The organism is Quisquiliibacterium sp., assembly GCF_982640115.1.
Map to the genome: position 1 here is coordinate 1 of NZ_CEXFHW010000006.1, position 22,091 is coordinate 22,091.

17 protein-coding genes and 1 tRNA gene are annotated in these 22,091 nt (G+C 69.2%); 8 read left to right on the plus strand and 10 right to left on the minus strand.

Annotated elements, in window-relative coordinates; translation table 11 throughout:
* Positions 1 to 68 precede the first annotated feature (68 nt).
* The 5 genes from AC2H6A_RS01340 to folE all read right to left on the minus strand — a co-directional run bounded on the left by AC2H6A_RS01340 (position 69) and on the right by folE (position 3,981).
* Positions 69 to 962, minus strand: a complete 894-nt coding sequence (locus AC2H6A_RS01340; RefSeq protein ID WP_484271328.1) for a sulfurtransferase — start codon at positions 960 to 962, stop codon at positions 69 to 71.
* A 20-nt stretch (positions 963 to 982) separates the two neighbouring features.
* On the minus strand, positions 983 to 1,384 hold the full coding sequence (locus tag AC2H6A_RS01345) for a Zn-ribbon domain-containing OB-fold protein (protein ID WP_484271329.1): 402 nt from the start codon (positions 1,382 to 1,384) through the stop codon (positions 983 to 985).
* 5 nt (positions 1,385 to 1,389) lie between these two features.
* Entirely contained in the window at positions 1,390 to 2,556 is a 1,167-nt protein-coding gene (locus tag AC2H6A_RS01350) for a thiolase domain-containing protein (RefSeq protein WP_484271330.1), read from the minus strand.
* A 267-nt stretch (positions 2,557 to 2,823) separates the two neighbouring features.
* The gene (locus AC2H6A_RS01355) at positions 2,824 to 3,252 is read right to left on the minus strand and encodes a BLUF domain-containing protein (RefSeq protein WP_484271331.1); all 429 of its coding nucleotides are present in this window, start codon (positions 3,250 to 3,252) and stop codon (positions 2,824 to 2,826) included.
* Between the two features lie 12 nt (positions 3,253 to 3,264).
* Positions 3,265 to 3,981: a GTP cyclohydrolase I gene (gene folE, locus AC2H6A_RS01360; RefSeq protein ID WP_484271332.1), complete on the minus strand. Its 717-nt coding sequence runs from the start codon at positions 3,979 to 3,981 to the stop codon at positions 3,265 to 3,267.
* A 321-nt stretch (positions 3,982 to 4,302) separates the two neighbouring features.
* On the opposite strand from folE, the gene AC2H6A_RS01365 reads away from it, so the two are divergent.
* Complete coding sequence (locus AC2H6A_RS01365; RefSeq protein ID WP_484271333.1) at positions 4,303 to 5,109, plus strand: formylglycine-generating enzyme family protein; 807 nt, start codon at positions 4,303 to 4,305, stop codon at positions 5,107 to 5,109.
* Positions 5,110 to 5,186: 77 nt separating this feature from the next.
* On the opposite strand, the gene AC2H6A_RS01370 is transcribed toward AC2H6A_RS01365, so the two are convergent.
* The 3 genes from AC2H6A_RS01370 to AC2H6A_RS01380 all read right to left on the minus strand — a co-directional run bounded on the left by AC2H6A_RS01370 (position 5,187) and on the right by AC2H6A_RS01380 (position 8,652).
* A tRNA-Arg gene (locus tag AC2H6A_RS01370) sits at positions 5,187 to 5,263 on the minus strand.
* Between the two features lie 51 nt (positions 5,264 to 5,314).
* Positions 5,315 to 5,968: a response regulator transcription factor gene (locus tag AC2H6A_RS01375; protein ID WP_484271334.1), complete on the minus strand. Its 654-nt coding sequence runs from the start codon at positions 5,966 to 5,968 to the stop codon at positions 5,315 to 5,317.
* Positions 5,968 to 8,652, minus strand: coding sequence for a PAS domain S-box protein (locus AC2H6A_RS01380; RefSeq protein WP_484271335.1), 2,685 nt, complete (start codon positions 8,650 to 8,652; stop codon positions 5,968 to 5,970). Before AC2H6A_RS01380 ends, AC2H6A_RS01375 begins: the two co-directional genes overlap by 1 nt.
* Positions 8,653 to 8,825: 173 nt before the next feature.
* On the opposite strand from AC2H6A_RS01380, the gene aceE reads away from it, so the two are divergent.
* The 6 genes from aceE (at position 8,826) to AC2H6A_RS01410 (ending at position 18,014) form a co-directional block, all read left to right on the plus strand.
* Positions 8,826 to 11,534 (plus strand): pyruvate dehydrogenase (acetyl-transferring), homodimeric type, encoded by a 2,709-nt coding sequence (gene aceE / locus AC2H6A_RS01385; RefSeq protein ID WP_484271336.1) that lies wholly within the window; start codon positions 8,826 to 8,828, stop codon positions 11,532 to 11,534.
* An 11-nt stretch (positions 11,535 to 11,545) separates the two neighbouring features.
* Positions 11,546 to 12,886 carry a dihydrolipoyllysine-residue acetyltransferase gene (gene aceF / locus AC2H6A_RS01390; RefSeq protein WP_484271337.1) on the plus strand — a complete coding sequence of 447 codons (1,341 nt, stop codon included), beginning with the start codon at positions 11,546 to 11,548 and terminating at the stop codon, positions 12,884 to 12,886.
* A gap of 31 nt (positions 12,887 to 12,917) precedes the next feature.
* On the plus strand, positions 12,918 to 14,765 hold the full coding sequence (lpdA, locus tag AC2H6A_RS01395; RefSeq protein WP_484271338.1) for a dihydrolipoyl dehydrogenase: 1,848 nt from the start codon (positions 12,918 to 12,920) through the stop codon (positions 14,763 to 14,765).
* 85 nt (positions 14,766 to 14,850) lie between these two features.
* Entirely contained in the window at positions 14,851 to 15,771 is a 921-nt protein-coding gene (argC, locus tag AC2H6A_RS01400; RefSeq protein WP_484271339.1) for an N-acetyl-gamma-glutamyl-phosphate reductase, read from the plus strand.
* 130 nt (positions 15,772 to 15,901) lie between these two features.
* Positions 15,902 to 16,441, plus strand: coding sequence for a TRAP transporter small permease subunit (locus tag AC2H6A_RS01405; RefSeq protein ID WP_484271340.1), 540 nt, complete (start codon positions 15,902 to 15,904; stop codon positions 16,439 to 16,441).
* A 43-nt stretch (positions 16,442 to 16,484) separates the two neighbouring features.
* A complete protein-coding gene (locus AC2H6A_RS01410) occupies positions 16,485 to 18,014 on the plus strand; it encodes a TRAP transporter large permease (RefSeq protein ID WP_484271369.1) in 1,530 nt (509 codons plus the stop codon).
* Between the two features lie 243 nt (positions 18,015 to 18,257).
* On the opposite strand, the gene AC2H6A_RS01415 is transcribed toward AC2H6A_RS01410, so the two are convergent.
* On the minus strand, positions 18,258 to 19,340 hold the full coding sequence (locus AC2H6A_RS01415; protein WP_484271341.1) for a TRAP transporter substrate-binding protein: 1,083 nt from the start codon (positions 19,338 to 19,340) through the stop codon (positions 18,258 to 18,260).
* Between the two features lie 126 nt (positions 19,341 to 19,466).
* Entirely contained in the window at positions 19,467 to 20,861 is a 1,395-nt protein-coding gene (argH, locus tag AC2H6A_RS01420; RefSeq protein ID WP_484271342.1) for an argininosuccinate lyase, read from the minus strand.
* Between the two features lie 115 nt (positions 20,862 to 20,976).
* Here argH and AC2H6A_RS01425 point away from each other — a divergent pair, with 115 nt between their 5' ends.
* Positions 20,977 to 22,089, plus strand: a complete 1,113-nt coding sequence (locus AC2H6A_RS01425; protein ID WP_484271343.1) for a sensor histidine kinase — start codon at positions 20,977 to 20,979, stop codon at positions 22,087 to 22,089.
* The last annotated feature ends 2 nt before the right edge of the window (positions 22,090 to 22,091 follow it).

A 22,091-nucleotide genomic window follows, 5' to 3' on the forward strand; every position in this document is an offset into this window, starting at 1 on the left:
GATCATGGTCTGAACCTGGTGTGACGCGTGATGGGGAAGAAAGCCGGGCCGCCCCTGGGGCGGCCGGCTCAGGCGGATTCGGGGCCGGTGAGCATCGGCAGCTCGGGCCGGGTGGACCACTCGAGCAGCGAGTTGTCGTAGAGCGCCCAGTCGGGATGCCCGAGCATCTCGAGCACGAACGCGGTGGTGCTCGCCGCGATGCCGCCGCCGCAGTAGGTGATCGCGCGGCGGGCCTGCCAGGCGCCGGCCTGATCGAGCTGCGCACGCAAGGTCTCGTCAGGCAGCAGCCGGCCGGTGGCGGCATCGAGCATGTCGCGCGCCGGTACGCTGCCGCTGGCCGGGATGCGGCCGGGGCGTCCGTAGTGGGTGCCCCCGCTGCCGGCGAACTGCTCGCGGCTGAGCGCATTCAGGCGGCAGGTGCCGGCGTCATCGAGACTGGCCAGCACCTCGGCCGCGTCGGCGATCAGGCGCGCACGACGGCGCACGGTGTAGATCTCGGGGTGGATGGCCGGCAGCTCATCGGTGAGGGGCAGCCCCTCGGCGCGCCAGCCCTCCAGGCCGCCATCGAGCACCGACAGGCGCTCATGGCCGGCGGCATGCAGCACGTACCAGGCCCGGGTGATCGAGCCGAAGTAGCCGTGGCCGTAGAGCACCACCCGGTGGTGGTTGGCGATGCCGAGCCCGCCGAGCAGGGCGGCAATGCGCTCATCGCCGGGGAAGGTGTAGGGGTAGCGGCCTTGCGGATCGGAGAGATCGGTGGCCATGTTCAGGTAGCGCGCCCCGGGAATGTGCGCCTGCCGGTAGGCCGGCAGGCCGCTTTCCACGCGCGAGGCACCCACCGGCTGGACGATCAGCTGCGCGCTGCAGTCGATGATCCGCAGGTCGGTGTCGCGCAGATGCTGGTGCAGCCACTGCGGGCTGACCAGCATCCGGTCGCGCCGCGAGGGCGCGGTGGCGCTCATGGCTGCCGTGCCTGCCGGGTTCAGGCCGGGGTGAACAGCGGCACCGGCGGCCCGCCGTCGGTGGGCTTGAACACCACCCGCACCCGGTCGCCGATGCGCAGGGTGTCGAGGTCGCAGTCGGCGAAGTTGGTGAGCATGGTCACGCCTTCGTCGAGGGTGACATAGCCGATCGCGAAGGCGACGGGACCGGCGCGGCGGGTGACGCTCACGGTGTAGATGGTGCCGGTGCCGGCGGCCGGTTTCCACTCGGTGCGGTCGCTGCCGCAGTGCGGGCAGAGCGGGCGCGGGTACCAGTGGTACTCGCCGCAATCGGCGCACTGCTTGATGAGCAGCCGGCCTTCGGCGGCGGCCTGCCAGAAGGGTTCGCTGTCGGGGTAGAGAACCGGGGCGCTGAGCTTGCGATCCTGATAAGGGGTGGCCATGATGTTCACTCCCGTTCCATGATGAGGGTGCCGCTGCCGTGGCGATTGCCGAGCAGGCCGCCGGTGCCGTGCGCGAGGGCGAGCTGGCAGTTGGGCACCTGCACCCGGGGATGGGCCTCGCCGCGCAGCTGGCGCACCGCCTCGATCACCTTGGTGATGCCGCCGCGGTTGGCCGGGTGGTTGTTGCACAGCCCGCCGCCATCGGTGTTGAAGGGCAGCTTGCCCACGCCGGAGATCAGGTTGCCGTCGGCCACGAAGCGGCCGCCCTGGCCCTTGGCGCAGAAGCCGAGATCTTCCAGCTGCACCAGCACGGTGATGGTGAAGCTGTCGTAGATGGAGGCGTACTGGATGTCCGAGGGCTTGACGCCGGCTTCGGCGAAGGCGATGGCGCCGGAGCGCACCGCGCCGGAATAGGTGAGGTCGACCTTGCCGCCGTCCTGGCCCTTGATGGACTCGCCGGCGCCGATGATCTTCACCAGCGGGCGCTTGAGTGCGCGCGCGATCTCGGGCTTGACGATCACCAGCGCGCCGCCGCCGTCACTGACCACGCAGCAGTCCATGCGGTGCAGCGGATCGGCGATCACCGGCGAGTTCAGCACATCTTCCACCGTGACCACCTCGCGCAGCATGGCGTGGGGATTGTGCTGGGCGTGGTGGGAGGCGGCCACCTTGATCCAGGCGAGCTGCTCGCTGGTGGTGCCGTACTCGTGCATGTGGCGCGCGGCCACCATGGCGTAGCTGTTGACGGTGACCTGGTAGTAGGGGGTCTCGAAGGGCGCGTCGGGCACGTTGGGTGCCACCACGCGCGGCAGCGTGCCGCTGTGCGATTCGCTGCGCGGCCGGCCGGCCAGGGTGACGAGCGCGACATCGCACTTGCCTGCGGCGATCGCCTGCGCGGCATGCGAGACATGCAGCAGGTAGGAAGAGCCGCCCACATCCGTGGAGTCGACATGCCGGACCTTCAGGCCGAGGTAGTCGACCATGCTCAGTCCGCCCATGCCGGGCGCGTCGCCGGCGCAGAAATAGCCATCGACATCGCGCAGGCTCAGCCCGGCGTCCTGGAGCGCACCGCGCGCGCACTCGGCGTGCAGCTGCGCCACCGTCTTGTTCTCGGCCTTGCGGGTGGGGTGCTCGAAGGCACCGGCGATATAGGCCTTGGCCCGGATGCTCATGCTGGGGGGTCTCCTGGGTTGACCGGCGGGCGACGCTGGCAGCGCCACGGCGGGCTGCGCGCTCACGCCGGTGAAACTGGCCGGTCGATGCTATCACCGGCCAGGGGAGACGCGATTTCAGGGATGACAACCCCGGGTGGGCGGGGTGGCGCCACGGTGTCGAAAGCCGTGGCCGGGCGCGGCGCCGGTGTCGAAAGCCGCAGCGGGCGCGGTCCGGATGCCGAAACCCGCGAGGCCGGGCGGCGCCCCTCCGAGGGCGGTGCCGCCTCAGCCGGCGCGGCCGATGATCTGGGCGGTGTCGATCAGTTCCTCGAGCAGCGCCATCGAGGCGGCGCCGGGCACCGAGAAGGGATCGAGCTGCGGCCGCTCGGAGTACTTCAGGAGCACCGAGGGGTTGATCTTCTCGAGCCGCACATGGCCCATGGTCCAGCCCGCGAAGCGGCGCCGGGCCACCTCCTGGTAGTGCAGCAGCATCACCTGCTGGTGCCGCGGGTCGCGCGCAATGAGGTTGTAGAGCTCGTTGACCGCGGCGCGTCCGCCCTCGAGCGCCTGCATGAAGACATCGCCGCCCTGGCAGAGCACGCCGGTGATGCCGAGCCGAGGATTGCGGGCCCGTGACTGCTGCAGGATGGATTCGGTGATCTCGCCGCTCGCCCCGTGGGCAACCCGGCTGGCATAGAGAAGGTTCACGAGCATGGCCGGCGCTCCTCAGGCATGGGTGCGGTTCATGAGCGCCAGGAACTCGCGGCGCAGGTTCGGGTCCTTCAGGAAGGCGCCGCGCATCAGGCTGTTGGTCATCTTCGACTCGCTGTCGCGCACGCCGCGCCAGTGCATGCAGAAGTGATCGGCCTCCATCACCAGGGCAAGGCCGTCGGGCTGCACCCGCTCCTGCAGCAGATCGGCCAGACGGGCCACCGCCTCCTCCTGGATCTGCGGCCGGCTCATCACCCACTCGGCCAGGCGGGCGTACTTGGACAGACCGATCAGGTTGGAGTGCTCGTTGGGCAGCACGCCGATCCAGACCCGTCCCATGATCGGGCAGAAGTGGTGGGAACAGGCGCTGCGCACGGTGATCGGACCCACGATCATCAGCTCGTTGAGCCGCTCGACATTCGGGAATTCGGTCACCGAGGGCATGGGCTGATAGCGGCCGCCAAACACCTCGCGCACGTACATCTTGGCCACGCGTGCGGCGGTCTCGCGGGTGTTGTGGTCGCTGTCGGTATCGATCACCAGGCTTTCGAGCACCGCCAGCATGCGCGACTCGACCTCGGCCTGCAGCAGCGGCAGTTCATGCGGCTCGATGAACCCGGCGATGTTGTCGTTGGCGTGGAAGCGCTCGCGCGCGGCCTTCAGGCGCTCGCGGATCTTCTGCGATACCGGCACGCCAAGGTCGGCGTCGGGGGAAGGGGATGGCGTGTCCATGGATGGTTTGGATGCGTCAGGGCCGCCACCTTACCGCGCTTCGGCGGGGCGCACCGGGATGCCCCTCGCCGGCGGCAGCGCAGGCGCAATCCGTGGCCCGATCGGCCCGCCGTGCGGCCGGGCGGTATCCTTTCGCGCGTGATCGGTCTTCCTGTCCCCCTGTCCCGTTCCGCGCGAAGCGGGCGCGTCGTGGCCCTGCTGGTGGTGGCCTGGTTGGCTGCGCCACTGGCCGCTTGGGCGGCGTCTGGCGACGCGCCCCGGCCGGCCCCGCCGTCGCGCCCGGCCGCCCAGGCATCCCGCGACTGCCCGGTATGCCCCGACATGGTCCCGGTGCCCGGTGGGAGCTTCCTGATGGGCAGCCCGGCGGGCGAGGAAGGGCGCCAGGAGAGCGAGGACCCGCCGCGCCGGGTGACGCTGCCCGGCTTTGCGATTGGCCGCACCGAGGTCACCCGCGGCCAGTACGCCGCCTTCGTGGAAGAGACCCGCCATCCGCCGGCCGATCGGTGCTGGACCAACGAGGCCGGCAAGTACGAGGAGCGCGCCGGTCGCGACTGGCGCAATCCCGGCTTCGTGCAGGATGACAGCCATCCGGTGGTCTGCGTGAGCTGGGACGATGCCCAGGCCTATGTTCGCTGGCTGTCGCGCAAGACCGGCCGCGCCTACCGGCTGCCCTCCGAGGCGCAGTGGGAGTATGCCGCCCGGTCGGGCAGCAGCACGGCCCGTCACTGGGGAGAATCGCCCGATCGTGCCTGCGAGCATGCCAACGTGGCCGATGAATCGCTGCGACCCACCCGCGCCCTGCCACCGAACTGGCCGCTGCACACCTGCGACGATGGCCATGCCCGCACCGCGCCAGTGGCGCGCTATGCGCCCAATGCCTTCGGGCTGCACGACATGATCGGCAATGCCCGCGAGTGGACCGAGGACTGCTGGCACGACAACCACGCCGGTGGCTCCACCGACGGCACGGCGCGCACGACGCCGGGCTGTCTCACCCGGGTGCTCAAGGGTGGCGCCTGGATCAGCATTCCTGCACTGGCGCGCTCGGGCACCCGCATCAAGAACGCCGCGAACCGTCGCTACGATGTGTACGGGTTCCGGGTGGTGCGCGGGGGCAGGGCGCCCTGAGGCCGGCCCCACCGGCCCGCCTCAGGCGGGCCCGCAAAAGCGAACGGGCATTGCTTGCGCAATGCCCGTTCTTGTTATGGCGCGCCCGGCAGGATTCGAACCCACGACCCCCTGGTTCGTAGCCAGGTACTCTATCCAACTGAGCTACGGGCGCACAGCCAAGGACTATAGCACGATCCGCAGCGCGTGTCCCGCTTCGGGCGCATCACCGCCCGGCCGCAGCCTCGGCCGCCTGCAACGCGGTCTTCATCAGTTCGGCCATCGTGCGGGCTTCGAGCTTGTCCATGATGTTGGCGCGGTGCGCCTCCACCGTCTTGATGCTGATGCTCAGGTCATCGGCGATCTGCTTGTTCAGCCGACCGGCAACGATCAGTTCGAGCACCTGCGATTCGCGCTGCGTGAGCCGATCGACCCGCTCGCGGGCCTGGCGGGCGGCATCGGCGTCGCGCTGGGCCGCTGCGCTGCGGGCGAGGCAGCGCCGCACGGCGGCGCACAGGTGGGCGTCGTTGAAGGGCTTTTCCAGAAAGTCGACCGCGCCGCGCTTCATGCTGGCCACGGCCATCGGCACATCGCCGTGGCCGGTGATGAAGAGCAGCGGCAGCGCGAGACCGCGGCGCAGGATCTCCTCGTGAAGTTCCAGCCCGCTCATGCCGGGCATGCGCACATCGAGGATCAGGCAGGCGAAGGGCTCGCGCTGCGGCTCGCTCGCCAGGAAGGCCTCGGCACTGTCGTGCACGCGGGCCCTGAAGCCGTTGGCCTCGAGCAGCCAGCGCAGCGAGTCGCGCACCGCCTCGTCGTCGTCGACCACATGCACCAGTCCCTCGACCATCGCGTCCTCGCGCAGGGCAGCTGCGCTCATCAGGCCGCCCTCGCAAGCTCGGCCTCGCCCGGCACCGGCAGGGTGAACCGGAAGACGCAGCCGCCACCGGACGCCGGCTCGGTCCAGAGCCGGCCCTGGTGGGATTCGACGATCGAGCGGCAGATGTTCAGGCCCATGCCCATGCCCTCCTGCTTGGTGGTGAAGAACGGTTCGAACAGCTTGGCAGCCGCCTCGGCCGACAGGCCCGGTCCGGTGTCGCTCACCGCGAACTCCACCCAGTCGGCGCGCCGGCTGACGCCCACCCGCAACTCGCGCCGACGCTGACCCTGCATCGCCTCGAGCGCATTGCGGATCAGGTTGAGCAGCACCTGTTCGACGAGGATGGGATCGGCCAGCAGCGTGGGCAGGGCCGGCGCGAGGTCGACCGCGATGCGGATGCCGTGCTTGCGGGCCTCGATCTCGGCCAGGCCGAGGGTCTCGTCGATGATCGCGGCGGCCTCGCAGGGGCGCCGCTCCGGTTCGCTGCGCTTGACGAACTCGCGGATGCGGCGGATCACCATGCCGGCGCGCTCGGCCTGCGCGGCGGTCTTGCCCAGAGCCTCCAGGGTCTCGTCGGGCTCGGGGGGCTGGCCGCCGCGCTGACGGGTGCGGATCCGCGCCGACAGGCCCATGCAGTAGTTGGCGATGGCGGTGAGCGGCTGGTTCAGCTCGTGGGCGAGCGAGGAGGCCATCTCGCCCATGGTCACCAGACGCGAGGTCAGGCCGAGCTTCTCCTCCTGTTCGCGCTGGCGGTCCTCGGCGGCATGGCGGCGGGTGACATCGCTGGCCATGAGCATCCGCGCCTGACGCCCGTCCACCCAGCGGATGCCGCGCGAGCGCACCTCGAACCAGCGGCCGGAGCCGGCATGGGCCACTTCGCAGGGCAGGCCGTCGGGATGACCTGCGGCGGCGCCGGCAAGTCCCGCGGGCGCCTCGGCGTCGTCGCCGAAGATCGCCCGGAAGGCATGGTTCGCGAACAGCGGCTCGACGGCGCCCGGCGCATCGGGCAGCACCCAGATCGCCGCATCGAGCTCGTCGAGCACGGTGGTGAATCGCTCGTGGGCGGAGGCCAGCGCCTCGCGGATGCGCTTGGGTTCGGTGATGTCGGTGATCGAGCTCATCCAGCCGGTCTGGCGCCGCTCGCGGTCGACCAGCGGCGAGACATACATGCGGGCATCGAAGCCGCTGCCGTCCCGGCGCTGGATCCGCACCTCGAACCCGGAGGAGGGCGCACGCCCGGCCAGGATCATGTCGAGATTGGCGTACTGGGCCTCGTGGTCATCGGCCGGCCAGTAGGGATAGGGGGCGGTGCGCCCGACCAGTTCGTCGCGCGGATAACCGGTCATCTCGCAGAAGGCGCGGTTCACATAGATCACCCGCCCTTCCATGTCGAAGGCGCGCATGCCGGTGAGCATCGAGTCTTCCATGGCCTGGCGAAACGAGGTCTCCGCCGCGAGCGCGGTCTCGGTGTTCTTGCGGCTGGTGACATCGTGGGCCACGCCGTAGACATGACCGGTGCTGCCCTCGGGATCGCCGCGCAGAGACCACTGCAGCCATCGCCAGCCTTGCGGATGCTCGAAGCGCGCCTCGAAGTCGGCGCCATCGGGGGCGCGCTCGGCCGCCTTGAGCAGCGCCCGCGCCACCGCCTGCCGGTCGTGCGGGTGCGCAAGGTCGGTGAGGGAGCGTCGCTCGGCCAGCGGACCGAACAGCGTCGAGAAGGCAGGGTTCACGCGGCCGAACCGGCCGGTGGCGTCGATCACGCACATCAGGTCGCCCGAGAGGCGGAACAGCCGGTCGCGCTCGGCCTCCGCCGTCAGGCGCCGGCGCGCATGACGCCACAGCAGCGCCAGGCTGATCGCGCTGGCCAGGCTCAGGCCGATCACCGCCAGCATCAGGCTGCGCTCCAGCAGCCGCGGGCGCGAGTCGAACACGAAGGCGCGCAGCCGCACCCCGCGGCCGGGCGGATCGAGCGGCAGTTCGTAGCTGAGGTTGGCCTCGTGGATGCGTCTTGGCGATGAGCTCACCAGCTCGTTGCCGCCCTGGTCGGTGAGCGAGACCTGGTAGCGTTCCCGAACCTCGGGCGAGAGGTACACGGTGAGGATGCGGCGCAGCGAGTAGCCGGCCACCAGCACCCCGGCGAAGACCCCTTCGCGCAGTATCGGGGTGTGAAGCTCCACCAGCACCTCGTTCTCGTCTCCGAGAAACGGGGCGGTGTAGAGCGGGCGGCGTTCGTCGCGGGCCTCGTGGAAGCTGCCGAAGCCGGCGGAGTCTTCCAGGCGGGTGCCGGGTGTCCGCATGGCCACGCCGGGCACACCGCGTGCGGCGATCAGCCAGCGCACCTCGCGCTCCGGGCCCACGAAGGCGAGATAGGCAAGATCGGGATGACGGGTGAGGAAGTCGCGGGCCGGTGCCGGCGGGCCGCGGCGCGCCAGCGCCCAGTCGACGGCACTGCCGGCGATCTCGTCCTGGTGCTCGCGCAGCCCCAGCCGGATCGACTGCTGCGCCCATTCGATGTCGCGGTACAAGGCCTGCCGCTGCTGATCCTCCATCACATGGTGCAGGTACCAGAAGAAGCCACCCATGAGCAGCCCGAAGGCCAGCAGACCTGCCGCGTGGGTCAGCGTGAACCACTTGATCGCCCGGAGTTCGGCCGGGGGCGAGCTGTCCTGGGTGCGGGGCTGCATGGCGGCGCAGTGTACGGGGGGCACTCCGCATGGCGCAATCGCAAATGTCACAATGCGGAAAGCATTTGCGTATGGTGCAAATTTGTCTTGTGGGCACCGTGCCGCCTACCTAGAATCCGCCGGACAGGGCCACCCTTCGAGGCCCGCCCGCACCGCCCATGATGGGGGAGACCATGTCCGCTGTTCCCGAATCCCTGCCTGGCGCCGGCAACCCCGCCGACGCCGACCCTGCCGAAACCCAGGAGTGGCTCGATGCGCTCGAGGCCGTCATCGATCGCGAAGGCCCGCAGCGCGCGCACTTCCTGCTCGAGTCGCTGACCGAGAAGGCGCGCCGCTCCGGCGCGTTCATTCCGTTCTCGGCCAACACCGCCTACATCAACACCATCCCGGTCCACCTGGAAGAGCGCTCGCCCGGCAATGCCGAGTTCGAGGAGCGCATCCGCAGCTACATCCGCTGGAATGCGATGGCCATGGTGGTCAAGGCCAATCGCCACAACCCGCCCGATGGCGGCGACCTCGGCGGCCACATCGCATCCTTCGCCTCGCTGGCCACCATGATCGGCGCGGGCATGAACCACTTCTGGCATGCCCCGCACGAGGGCCACGGCGGCGACCTGGTCTACTTCCAGGGCCATTCCGCGCCCGGCATCTACGGCCGCGCCTATCTGGAAGGGCGGCTGAGCGAAGACCAGCTGCTCAACTTCCGCCAGGAGGTTCAGGGCAAGGGCCTGTCCTCGTATCCGCATCCCAAGCTGATGCCCGACTTCTGGCAGTTCCCCACGGTGTCGATGGGCCTGGGCCCGCTGATGGCCATCTACCAGGCGCGCTTCCTCAAGTACCTGCACGCCCGCGGCATTGCCGACACCGCCAACCGCAAGGTCTGGGTGTTCTGCGGCGATGGCGAGATGGATGAGCCCGAGTCGCTCGGCGCGATCGGCCTGGCCGCTCGCGAGAAGCTCGACAACCTGATCTTCGTGGTCAACTGCAATCTGCAGCGGCTCGACGGCCCGGTGCGCGGCAACGGCAAGATCATCCAGGAGCTCGAGGGCGAATTCCGCGGCTCGGGCTGGAATGTCATCAAGCTGCTCTGGGGCTCTTACTGGGATCCGCTGCTCGCCCGCGACAAGGACGGCATCCTGCAGCGGGTGATGGAAGAGACCGTCGACGGCGAATACCAGGCCTACAAGGCCAATGACGGCGCCTATGTGCGCCGCCACTTCTTCGGCAAGCACCCCAAGCTGCTCGAGATGGTCTCGCGCATGACCGACGATGACATCTGGCGCCTGAACCGCGGTGGCCACGATCCGCACAAGGTCTACGCGGCCTTCTCGGCGGCGACCCGTCATCGCGGCCAGCCCACGGTGATCCTGGCCAAGACCGTCAAGGGCTATGGCATGGGGCGCGCCGGTGAGGCCAAGAACCCCACCCACCAGCTCAAGAAGCTCGACGCCCAGAGCATCCGCGAGTTCCGTGACCGATTCGGCATCCCGGTGCCCGACGACAAGCTCGACGAGCTGCCCTTCTACAAGCCGGCCGAGGACGCGCCCGAGATGGTCTACATGCACGAGCGTCGGCGGGCGCTCGGCGGCTATCTGCCGCAGCGGCGCCGGCAGTGCGAGGAGCAGCTGGTGGTGCCCGAGCTCACCGCCCTGCAGTCGGTGCTCGACCCCACGCCCGAGGGTCGCGAGATCTCCACCACCCAGGCCTTCGTGCGGGTGCTCACCGCGCTGATCCGCGACAAGTCCCTCGGCCCGCGCATCGTGCCCATCGTTCCCGACGAGGCCCGCACCTTCGGCATGGAAGGCATGTTCCGGCAGCTCGGCATCTATGCCCCCGAGGGCCAGAAGTACACCCCGGTGGACAAGGACCAGGTCATGTACTACCGGGAGGACAAGGCCGGCCAGATCCTCGAGGAGGGCATCAACGAGGCAGGCGCGTTCAGCTCCTGGATCGCGGCGGCCACCTCCTACTCGACCAACAACCGCCAGATGCTGCCGTTCTACATCTACTACTCGATGTTCGGCTTCCAGCGCATCGGCGACCTCGCCTGGGCGGCGGGCGACATGCAGGCCCGCGGCTTCCTGCTGGGCGGCACCGCCGGTCGCACCACGCTGAACGGCGAGGGCCTGCAGCACGAGGACGGCCACAGCCATGTGCTGTCGGCCACCATCCCCAACTGCGTGTCCTATGACCCCGCCTTCGCCCACGAGCTCGCCGTCATCATCCACGACGGGCTGCGCCGCATGGTCACCCGCCAGGAGAATGTCTTCTACTACCTGACGGTCATGAACGAGAACTACGCCCACCCGGGCCTGCGGGCGGGCGACGAGGACGGCATCATCCGCGGCATCTACCAGCTGCGCCCCGGCCAGCCGGGCACCACGCGGGTGCAGCTGCTCGGCTCGGGCACCATCCTGCGCGAGGTGATCGCGGCCGCCGAGCTGCTCGAATCCGACTGGCAGGTGTCTGCCGATGTCTGGAGCGTCACCAGCTTCACCGAGTTGCGCCGCGACGGCCTGGAGTGCGAGCGCTGGAACCTGCTGCATCCCACCGAGCCGCAGCGGGTGCCCTTCGTGGGCCGCCAGCTCGCCGGCCACGGCGGCCCGGTGATCGCGTCCACCGACTACATGAAGCTCTTCGCCGACCAGATCCGGCCCTACCTGCCGCGCGACCGCGACTACCGGGTGCTGGGCACCGATGGCTTCGGCCGTTCGGATTTCCGGGCCCGTCTGCGCGAGCACTTCGAGGTCAACCGCCACTTCGTGGTGGTGGCCGCGCTCAAGGCGCTGGCCGATGAGGGCAGCGTGCCCCCGCGCATCGTGGCCGAGGCGATCAGCCGATACGGCATCGATCCCGACAAGGCCAACCCCCTGTCCGCCTGAGAGACCGCACCATGAGCCAGACGATGGAAGTGCAGGTGCCCGACATCGGCGACTTCGCCGAGGTCGAGGTGATCGAGCTGCTGGTCAAGCCGGGTGACACCGTGGCCGCGGAGCAGTCTCTGATCACGGTGGAATCGGACAAGGCCTCGATGGAGATCCCGTCCTCGGCCGCCGGTGTGGTGAAGGAACTGAAGGTGCGCCTGGGCGACAAGGTCGCCAAGGGCAGCGTGGTGCTGGTGCTCGAGCCCGCCGCCAGCGGCGCCTCCGCCCCCGCGACGGCAGCGGCGCTCTCGCCTCCGCCCCCGCCTCCGCCGATACCGGCACCCGCGCCGGCACCCGCCACGGCCCCCGCGCCGATCCCGGCGCCCGCTGCCGCGGAGCCGCGCGCACACCCGGTGCCGGCCGAGCTGCACGCCGCGGATCCGGTGGTCAAGCCCCATGCCTCGCCGTCGGTGCGCCAGTTCGCCCGTGAGCTGGGGGTCGACCTCACCCGCGTCCGCGGGACGGGTCCGAAGCAGCGCATCCTGCATGAGGATGTGCGCGGCTTCGTGAAGGCGGCGGTGGCCCAGGCCGCGGCGCCTGCACCGGCGGCCTCGCCGCCGGCGGCAAGTGCAGGCGGCCTGTCGGTGCTGCCCTGGCCGAAGGTGGACTTCGCCCGCTTCGGTCCGGTGGAGACCCGGCCCTTGCCGCGCATCCGCCGGATCTCGGGGGCGAACCTGCACCGCAACTGGGTGATGATCCCGCATGTCACCAACCACGAGGACGCGGACATCACGGAGCTGGAGGCCTTCAGGCTGCAGCTCAACCGCGAGAACGAGAAGAGCGGCGCCAAGCTCACCATGCTCGCCTTCCTGATCAAGGCCTGCGTGTCGGCGCTGCAGCGCTTTCCCGAGTTCAACGCCTCGCTCGAGGGCGACAACCTCGTGCTCAAGCGCTACTTCCACATCGGCTTCGCGGCCGATACGCCTAACGGGCTGGTGGTGCCGGTGGTGCGCGATGCCGATACCAAGGGTGTGCTGCAGATCGCCCGCGAGACCGCCGAGCTGGCCGGTCGTGCCCGCGAGGGCAAGCTCGGGCCCGCCGACATGCAGGGCGGCTGCTTCTCGATCTCCAGCCTCGGCGGCATCGGCGGCACGTATTTCACGCCGATCATCAACGCGCCGGAGGTGGCCATCCTCGGGGTCAGCCGCTCGAGCACCCGGCCGGTCTGGGACGGCAAGCAGTTCGCGCCGCGGCTGATCCTGCCGCTGTCGCTGTCCTACGACCACCGCGTCATCGACGGCGCGGCCGCTGCCCGCTTCAACGCGCACCTCGCGCAGGTGCTCGCCGATTTCCGCCGGGTGATGCTGTGAGCGGCGCCGCTGGCGCCGGGAGGACCGAGCCATGAGCCAGACGATCGAGGTGCGCATCCCCGACATCGGCGACTTCGCCGAGGTCGAGGTGATCGAACTGCTGGTCAAGCCGGGCGATACCGTGGCGGCCGAGCAGTCGCTGATCACAGTCGAGTCCGAGAAGGCGTCGATGGAGATCCCGTCCTCGGCTGCCGGGGTGGTGAAGGAACTGAAGGTCGCGCTCGGCGACAAGGTTGCCGAGGGCAGCCTGGTGCTGCTGCTCGAGCCCGTGGCAGGCGATGCCGCCGCGACCGTGCCCGCCGATGCGGTCCCGGCACGCAGCGCCGCCACGGCCGCCACGGCCGCGCCGCCGGTCACCGCGACCTTGCCGGCCGCGCCTGTTCCGCCCGCGGCGACCACCGTATCGGCCGCCCCTCAGCCGGCGCCGCCCACCGGCCGCGAGCCCGATCAGCATTGCCAGCTGCTGGTGATCGGTGGCGGGCCGGGCGGCTACTCGGCGGCCTTCCGGGCCGCCGACCTCGGCCTGAGCACGGTCATCGTCGAGCGCTATCCGGTGCTCGGCGGGGTCTGTCTGAATGTTGGTTGCATCCCCTCCAAGGCGCTGCTGCATGTCGCCTCCCTGATGGACGAGGCCCGCGCCCTGGCCGCCCACGGCATCGCCTTCGGCGAGCCGCAGATCGACCTTGCCGGCCTGCGCGGCTGGAAGGATCAGGTGGTGGGCAAGCTCACCGGCGGGCTCGCCGGCATGGCCCGCGCCCGCAAGGTCGATGTGGTGCGCGGCGTGGCCTCGTTCGTCGATGCGCACCATGTCGAGGTCGAGCTCACCGAGGGCAGCGGCCAGGCCCGCAGCGGCACGCGCCGGCTGATCCGTTTCGAGCAGGCGATCATCGCGGTGGGCAGCCAGCCCGTGCGGCTGCCCTTCCTGCCGGAAGACCCGCGCATTGTCGACTCCACCGGCGCGCTGGCGCTGGCCACGCGCCCGAAGCGCCTGCTGGTGATCGGCGGCGGCATCATCGGCCTGGAGATGGGCACGGTCTACTCCACGCTCGGCGCCGAGCTCGATGTGGTCGAGATGCAGGATGGCCTCATGACCGGCGCCGACCGCGATCTCGTGCGGGTCTGGCAGAAGTTCAACCAGCACCGCTTCGGTCGCCTGATGATGCGCACCCGCACCGTTCGGGCGCAGGCCGAGGCCGACGGCATCCGGGTCTGGTTCGAGGGCGAGAACGCGCCGCCCGAGCCGCAGTGCTACGACCTCGTGCTGAGCGCGGTCGGCCGCACGCCCAACGGCGGGCGGGTCGCGGCCGAGCGCGCCGGCGTCAGCGTCGATGCCCGCGGCTTCATCCCGGTGGACAGCCAGATGCGCACCAGCGCGCCGCACATCTACGCCATCGGCGATGTGGTCGGCCAGCCGATGCTCGCCCACAAGGCAGTCCACGAGGGCCATGTCGCGGCCGAGGCGGCCGCCGGCCGCAAGTCGCACTTCGATGCCAGCGTGATCCCCTCGGTGGCCTACACCGACCCCGAGGTGGCCTGGGTGGGGCTTACCGAAGATGACGCGAAGACCCGCGGCATCGAGGTGACCCGCGGTCTGTTCCCGTGGGCGGCCTCGGGGCGGGCCATCGCCAATGGCCGCGACGAGGGCTTCACCAAGCTGCTCTTCGATGCCCAGAGCCATCGCATCGTCGGCGGCGGCATCGTCGGCACGCACGCCGGCGACCTGATCGGCGAGATCGCGCTGGCCATCGAGATGGGTGCCGATGCGGTCGACATCGGCCGCACCATCCATCCGCATCCCACGCTGGGTGAATCCATCGGGCTGGCCGCCGAGGCCGCCGAGGGGGTGTGCACCGACCTGCCGCCACCGCGCAAGCGCTGAAGGCCGGTGCCTGGCCCGGCGCGCGCCTTGGCGAGCGCCGGCTTTTGCGCGAGACTGCGCGGTCTTTCTCCAGGAGCAGGCAGCCATGTCCCGCAGCATCCGCGTGTTCATCGACGGCGAGGCCGGCACCACCGGCCTGGGCATCCGTGAGCGGCTTCAGGCCCAGCCGGGCTTCGAGCTGGTGTCGATCGCACCCGAGCGCCGCAAGGACCCACAGGCCAAGCGCGAATTGATGGCCGGCGTCGATGTGGTGGTGCTGTGCCTGCACGACGATGCCGCCCGCGAGACCGTGGCCCTGGCCGACGCCATGGGCGCAGGCGCGCCGCGGCTGCTGGATGCGAGCAGCGCCCACCGGGTGGCCCCGGGGTGGGTCTACGGCTTTGCCGAGATGGCGCCGGGGCAGGCCCAGGCGATCCGCGCCGCCGCGCGCGTGTCCAATCCCGGTTGCTATCCCACCGGCGCAATCGCGCTGTTGCGGCCGCTGCGCGAAGCGGGGCTGCTGCCAGCGGACTATCCGGTGGCGATCCCGGCGGTGAGCGGCTACAGCGGCGGCGGGCGCTCGATGATCGAGGCCCACGAGGCCGGCAAGGCGCCAGCGTTCGAGTACTACGGCCTGGGACTGGAGCACAAGCACCTGCCCGAGATCCAGACCCATGCCGGCCTGAGCCGCCGGCCGATCTTCCTGCCCTCGGTGGGCAGCTACCGCCAGGGCATGCGGGTGATGGTGCCGCTGCACCTCGATCTGCTCGCGCCCGGCACCGACGGCGCGCGGCTGCATGCGGTGCTGGCCGAGCGCTATCGCGACGCCGCCGGCATCCGGGTGCTGCCGGCCGAGCCCGAGGGGCGCATCGAGCCCGAAGCGCTCAATGACACCGATGCCATGGAGCTGCGGGTCTTCGCCAATCCGGCCCGCGGGCAGGCCGTGCTGGTGGCGCGGCTCGACAACCTCGGCAAGGGCGCCTCGGGCGCCGCGGTCGAGAACCTGCGGCTGATGACCGGGGTCTGAAGCGCCTGCGGCAGGCCTGCCTGCCGCCCTGATGCGGATCCCTCGCCGGGGATAACCCTAGGACAGCGTCTGCATCAAAACCGTTACAGTTGCGTGTTTGCCTACCCACCCGCTCCCTGCGAGATCGTCCATGAAGAGCCTGCTGCCGCTTGCGCACGCCATCGACCGGTTCAACAACCTCTTCGGCCGGATCGCCATCTGGGCCACCTTCATCTCCTGCATGGTCTCGGCGGGCAATGCGAGCATCCGCTACCTCTTCGACAAGAGCTCCAACGCCTGGCTGGAGCTGCAGTGGTACCTGTTCGCGGTCAATGTGATGCTCGGCGCGGCCATGGTGTTGCGGGTCAACGAGCATGTGCGGGTCGACGTCCTCTACGGCCGCTCCTCCGGCACCCGCAAGGCGGCCATCGACCTCTTCGGCATGATCTTCTTCCTCATGCCGGCCGCGCTGCTCATGGTCTGGATGTCCTGGCCGTGGTTCCTCGATTCCTTCATCCACAACGAGATGTCCAGCAACGCCGGCGGCCTGGTGCGCTGGCCGGTGAAGCTCATGGTGCCGCTGGGCTTCCTGATGCTCTCGCTGCAGGGCATCTCCGAGATCATCAAACGGGTGTGCTTCCTGCAGGGCACCTACGAGATGAACCTCCAGTACGAACGGCCGCTGCAGTGATCGTCGACCGCCCAGTCCAATCCTTCAAGAGCATTTCACGATGATCACGATGCAAAACATGGCGCCGCTGATGTTCGGCAGCCTGGTCATAGTCATGCTGATCGGGTTCCCGGTCGCGTTCTCGCTGGCGGCGCTCGGCCTGTTCGCCGGCGTCATCTCCATCGAGCTCGGCTTCTTCCCGGCGCAGTACATGGCCAACCTGCCGCTGCGCATCTTCGGCATCCTGTCCAACGATCTGCTGCTGGCCATCCCCTTCTTCACCTTCATGGGGGCCATCCTCGAGCGCTGCGGCCTCGCCGAAGACCTGCTCGAGGGCACCGGCCAGCTCTTCGGCTCGGTGCCGGGGGGGCTGGCCTATGCGGTCATCATCGTCGGCGCCATCCTGGGCGCGATCACCGGCACGGTGGCCGCCTCGGTGATCGCCATGGGCGTGATCTCGCTGCCCATCATGATGCGCTACGGCTACAACATGCGGCTGGCCACCGGCGTGATCGCCGCCTCGGGCACGATCACCCAGGTGATCCCGCCCTCGCTGGTGCTGGTGGTGCTGGCCGACCAGCTCGGCAAGTCGGTGGGCGACATGTACAAGGGCGCCATCGGCCCCTCGATCGCCCAGACCCTGATCTTCATCGCCTACATCGTGGTGCTGTCGATCCTCAAGCCGCACTACATGCCGCCGCTGCCCCCTGAGGCGCGCACCATCTCCGGCTGGGCACTCTGGAAGAAGGTGCTCTGGGGCATGGTGCCCTCGGTGGTGCTGATCTTCCTGGTGCTGGGCACCATCTTCATGGGCCTGGCCACGCCCACCGAGGCGGGCGCCATGGGCGCGGTGGGCGCCATGGTGCTGGCGGCGGTCAACCGCCGCCTGACCTGGAAACTCATCCGCGAGGGCATGGAGTCCACCGGCCGCATCACTGCCATGGTGATCTTCATCCTGGTGGGTTCCACGGTGTTCTCGCTGGTGTTCCAGGGCGTCGATGGGGCGATCTGGATCGAGCACATGCTCATCTCCATGACCGGCGGCACGGTGGTCGGCTTTCTGGTGGTGGTCAACCTGTTCGTGTTCTTCCTGGCCTTCTTCCTCGATTTCTTCGAGATCGCCTTCATCATCATCCCGCTGCTCGCGCCGGTGGCGGCCAAGCTCGGTATCGACCTGATCTGGTTCGGCGTGCTGCTCTGCGTGAACATGCAGACCTCGTTCATGCACCCGCCCTTCGGCTTCGCGCTGTTCTATCTGCGCGGCATCGCGCCCAAGGAGGTCAAGAGTTCCGACATCTACCTTGGCGCCATACCCTGGGTGTTCCTGCAGCTGCTGCTGGTGGCCATCCTGATCTTCTGGCCGGGCATGGTCACCATGTGGCTCGACAAGGAGGTGGCGGTCGATCTCGACAAGGTCAAGATCGAGGTCCAGTCCGATGACGACAAACCCGGCGCCGACGGCAAGGACGGCGCGGCCAAGGGCGAGGACGGCAAGCCGGTCGAGGAGGAGGATCTCGGCAAGCTGCTGCAGAAGCAGATGCTCGAGGATGCCGCCAAGGACTCGAAGGACGCCGCCAAGCCTGACGGCAAGTAGCGGCTTGTGGCAGGCGGTGTGCAGCGGGGGCTTCGGCCCCCGTTGTCGTTTTCCGGATCATTGGCTGCGCCTGTCGCCCCGGCTGCGCCAGCATTTCCGGCTGCACCAGGGGCGGAACAGCGGTCATCGGCCACCCGGTGGCCGTGGGGTTCCTGCGCTGGTGGTGCCCATGAAAACGGGGGCCGAAGCCCCCGTGTCGTTGCCGGCCCGGGCAGCGGCGAGGCCGCTCCCGGTGCGCGCCGCTCAGCGGCGAGCGCTGGCCATGAAGTCGTCGAAGGTGTTCTCGGTGACCCGGAACCAGAGGATCTGGTCGCGCTGGAAACCGAAGTAGTGGTCGTGCAGCTTCTTGAACTCGGCGCTCTTGGCGGTGGTCTCGGCGTAGACCTCCTGGGTGGCCTTGAAGCAGGCCTCCATCACCGGGCGGGGGAAGGCCTTGAGCACGGTACCGCTGGCCACCATGCGCTTGAGCGCCTGGGGGTTGCCGGCGTCGTACTTCGACATCATGAAGGTATTGCCTTCCTCGTTGGCGGCTTCCCAGGCGGCGCGGAAGTCGGGCGGCAGGGCGTCGAGCGCCTTCTGGTTGACGATGCTGTGCAGCGCCGGGCCACCTTCCCACCAGCCGGGGTAGTAGTAGAACTTGGCCACCTTGTTGAAGCCGAGCTTCTCGTCATCGTAGGGGCCGACCCACTCGGCCGCGTCGATGGTGCCTTTCTCGAGGGCCGGGTAGATGTCGCCACCGGCGATCTGCTGCGGCACCACGCCGAGCTTGGTCAGCACCTGACCGGCGAAGCCGCCGACCCGGAACTTCAGGCCCTTCAGGTCTTCGACGGTGTTGATCTCCTTGCGGAACCAGCCACCCATCTGTGCGCCGGTGTTGCCGTTCAGGAAGGCCACCACGCCGCTCTTGCGGGCGAACTCGTTGAAGATCTTCTCGCCGCCGCCATGGTGCCACCAGGCGTTGTACTGGCGGGCGTTCAGGCCGAAGGGGATCGCGGTGGCCACGGCCCAGCTCGGCTCCTTGCCGAAATAGTAGTAGAGCGCGGTGTGGCCGGCTTCCACGGTGCCGCTCTGAACGGCGTCGAGCACCTGCAGGCCCGGGACGATTTCGCCGGCGGCATGCACGGTGATCTGGAACTTGTTGTTCGTGATCTGGGCGACCCGACGCGCCACGACCTCGGCGGCGCCGTAGATGGTGTCGAGCGACTTGGGGAAGCTCGAGGCCAGACGCCAGCGCACGGTGGGCTGGGCGCGGACGATGGCCGGGGCGGCCAGGACGCCGGCGGCGGCGCCGACGCCTGCCTTGCCGAGGAAATTACGACGTTGCATGGAAGGGTGTCTCCGGAAGGTCAATGGGGCCGCCCTGCGGGGCGGCGGTTCTTGGAACGCGCGACTATAGCCGCGGCTCTTTTCAGGGCCTATCGGGACTTTCCCTGCCCGCGACGGCGGTGGGGTTCAGCCCAGGCGGGTGCGGGCGCGGGCGATCGCGGCCCGCACCTGCACCGGCGCGGTGCCGCCGATGTGATTGCGCGAGCCCACCGAGCCCTCCAGGGTGAGGGCGGCGAAGACATCGTCGGCGATCTCGGGGGCGAAGCGCTGAAGGCTGGCCAGCGGCAGCGCCGACAGGTCCACGCCCTGGTCGGCGGCATGCCGCACTGCCCGTGCCACGGCCTCGTGCGCGTCCCGGAACGGCAGACCACGGCGGACCAGGTAGTCGGCGAGGTCGGTGGCGGTGGAGAAGCCCTCGGCCGCGGCCTGACGCATGCGTTCGGGGCGCACCTCGATGCCGGCGACCATCTCGGCGAAGATCCGCAGGGTCTGCTCCAGAGTGTCGACGGTGTCGAAGAGCGGCTCCTTGTCCTCCTGATTGTCCTTGTTGTAGGCCAGGGGCTGGCCTTTCATCAGGGTGAGCAGCGACACCAGGTGGCCGGTGACCCGGCCGGTCTTGCCCCGAGCAAGCTCCGGGACATCGGGGTTCTTCTTCTGCGGCATGATCGACGAGCCGGTGCAGAATCGGTCGGGCAGGTCGATGAAGCCCACCCGCGGCGACATCCAGATCACCAGCTCTTCCGACAGCCGCGACACATGGGTCATGACCAGCGCGGCGGCAGCGCAGAACTCGATCGCGAAGTCGCGGTCGGAGACCGCATCGAGCGAGTTCTCGCAGACGCCGTCAAAGCCCAGGGCGCGCGCCACCTGCTCGCGGTCGATCGGATAGCTGGTGCCGGCCAGCGCCGCGGCGCCCAGCGGCAGCCGGTTCACCCGCGCGCGGCAGTCGGTCAGGCGCTGCGCGTCGCGCGAGAACATCTCCACATAGGCCATCAGGTGGTGGCCGAAGCTGATCGGTTGGGCCACCTGCAGGTGGGTGAATCCCGGCATGATGGTGTCGGCGTGGCGCTCGGCCACCGACAGCAGTGCGCGCTGCAGTTCGGCCAGCAGCACCACCAGCGCGTCGATCTGGTCGCGCAGCCACAGGCGGATGTCGGTGGCCACCTGGTCGTTGCGTGAGCGCGCGGTGTGCAGGCGCTTGCCGGCATCGCCCACCAGCTCGGTCAGGCGCTTCTCGATGTTCAGATGCACGTCTTCGAGGTCGAGCTGCCACACGAAGCGGCCCTGCTCGATCTCGTCACGGATCTGCGCCATGCCGCGCTCGATGGCGGCGAGGTCATCGGCGCTGATCAGTCCGCATGCGTGCAGCATGGCTGCGTGCGCGAGCGAGCCGCGGATGTCGTGCAGCGCCAGGCGCTGATCGAAGCCCACCGACGCGGTGTACCGTTTCACGAGCTCCGAGACGGGTTCCGAGAAACGCCCCGACCAGGCCTCGGTTTTCTTGGCGAATTGATCTGTCATAATCGAAGGATTATATGCGTGGCTCGCTCAGGCCATTCCGGGCAGGCCAATGCGGCGCGCCGGCCTCGGCGCGGTTCATCGCCCGGGCCCGTGCGGCCAGACCAGAGGGAGTTGCATGCAGCCGGTCAGTCAGCTGCCCCCGGTTCTCGGTACCGTGGTTTCGCGGCGCGTGTCCGACGGCGCCGATATTCCCGTCATCCCTGATTGCTGCAATGTCGGCATCACCGCCCGCATCCTGGTCGCGCTCAATATCGCGGCGCTGCTGCTTGCGGCGCTCACCGGTGATTCCCCCGCCGACATGCTCACCCGGGCCGCAGTGCTCTGCGGTGTGCTCGAACCGGTGGCCATCGCCTGCCTGATCGCGTTGTGCGGCGTGCGGCGGGTGGTCAGCGGCCGATCGCTGCGGGTGCAATGGATGGTCGGATTGGCGGTGCCCGCGGTGCTCGTGATGGCCGCCGGCCTGATCGCCTCGCCCTATTTCGTGCCCGAGTTGCGCGGCATCGGCTTGCTGGGCTGGCTGGCGCTGCGCGGTCTGGCGGCGGTGGCGGTGAGCGCACTGGCCTTCGAGTATTTCCGGCTGCGCTCGCTGTCGTTCGCGCCATCGCTTGCCGATGCGCGACTGCAGGCGCTGCAGGCGCGCATCCGGCCGCATTTCCTCTTCAACAGCCTGAACACCGTGCTCGGCCTGATGCGCAGCGATCCGCGCCGCGCCGAGTACACGCTCGAGAATCTCGCCGACCTCTTTCGTGTGTTCATGCGCGACACCCGCGAACTGGTTCCTCTTGACGAGGAGGCGGTCACCTGCCAGCAGTACATCGCCATCGAGGAGTTGCGGCTTGGCGAGCGCCTGCAGGTCAACTGGCATCTCGAGGACATGCCCGGCGACGCGCTGCTGCCCTCGCTCCTGCTGCAACCGCTGATCGAGAACGCCGTTCACCACGGCATCGAGCCGAGTTCCGAGCCCGGCCTCATCTCGGTCAGCATCGCCCGTGTGGGCGAGCGCATCAGGGTCGAGATCCTCAATCCCATCCCCGACCGGCCTCCCACCCGATCCGGAAACCAGATGGCGCTCTCCAATGTCAGGGAGCGTCTGATGCTGCTGTACGATATGGAGGCCGAACTCAAGACTGGCGCAGCCGACGGTCAGTTCCGCGTGCTGCTTGAATTCCCCTACCGAAAAGAGAGGCGACGCCGCGATGTCCGACGCCATTTCAGTCCTTATCGTTGATG

Coding starts and splice junctions, on each gene's coding strand:
- AC2H6A_RS01340 (WP_484271328.1), bottom strand. CDS start 962: ATGAGCGCCACCGCGCCCTCGCGGCGCGACCGGATGCTGGTCAGCCCG.
- AC2H6A_RS01345 (WP_484271329.1), bottom strand. CDS start 1,384: ATGGCCACCCCTTATCAGGATCGCAAGCTCAGCGCCCCGGTTCTCTAC.
- AC2H6A_RS01350 (WP_484271330.1), bottom strand. CDS start 2,556: ATGAGCATCCGGGCCAAGGCCTATATCGCCGGTGCCTTCGAGCACCCC.
- AC2H6A_RS01355 (WP_484271331.1), bottom strand. CDS start 3,252: ATGCTCGTGAACCTTCTCTATGCCAGCCGGGTTGCCCACGGGGCGAGC.
- folE (WP_484271332.1), bottom strand. CDS start 3,981: ATGGACACGCCATCCCCTTCCCCCGACGCCGACCTTGGCGTGCCGGTA.
- AC2H6A_RS01365 (WP_484271333.1), top strand. CDS start 4,303: ATGGTCCCGGTGCCCGGTGGGAGCTTCCTGATGGGCAGCCCGGCGGGC.
- AC2H6A_RS01375 (WP_484271334.1), bottom strand. CDS start 5,968: ATGAGCGCAGCTGCCCTGCGCGAGGACGCGATGGTCGAGGGACTGGTG.
- AC2H6A_RS01380 (WP_484271335.1), bottom strand. CDS start 8,652: ATGCAGCCCCGCACCCAGGACAGCTCGCCCCCGGCCGAACTCCGGGCG.
- aceE (WP_484271336.1), top strand. CDS start 8,826: ATGTCCGCTGTTCCCGAATCCCTGCCTGGCGCCGGCAACCCCGCCGAC.
- aceF (WP_484271337.1), top strand. CDS start 11,546: ATGAGCCAGACGATGGAAGTGCAGGTGCCCGACATCGGCGACTTCGCC.
- lpdA (WP_484271338.1), top strand. CDS start 12,918: ATGAGCCAGACGATCGAGGTGCGCATCCCCGACATCGGCGACTTCGCC.
- argC (WP_484271339.1), top strand. CDS start 14,851: ATGTCCCGCAGCATCCGCGTGTTCATCGACGGCGAGGCCGGCACCACC.
- AC2H6A_RS01405 (WP_484271340.1), top strand. CDS start 15,902: ATGAAGAGCCTGCTGCCGCTTGCGCACGCCATCGACCGGTTCAACAAC.
- AC2H6A_RS01415 (WP_484271341.1), bottom strand. CDS start 19,340: ATGCAACGTCGTAATTTCCTCGGCAAGGCAGGCGTCGGCGCCGCCGCC.
- argH (WP_484271342.1), bottom strand. CDS start 20,861: ATGACAGATCAATTCGCCAAGAAAACCGAGGCCTGGTCGGGGCGTTTC.
- AC2H6A_RS01425 (WP_484271343.1), top strand. CDS start 20,977: ATGCAGCCGGTCAGTCAGCTGCCCCCGGTTCTCGGTACCGTGGTTTCG.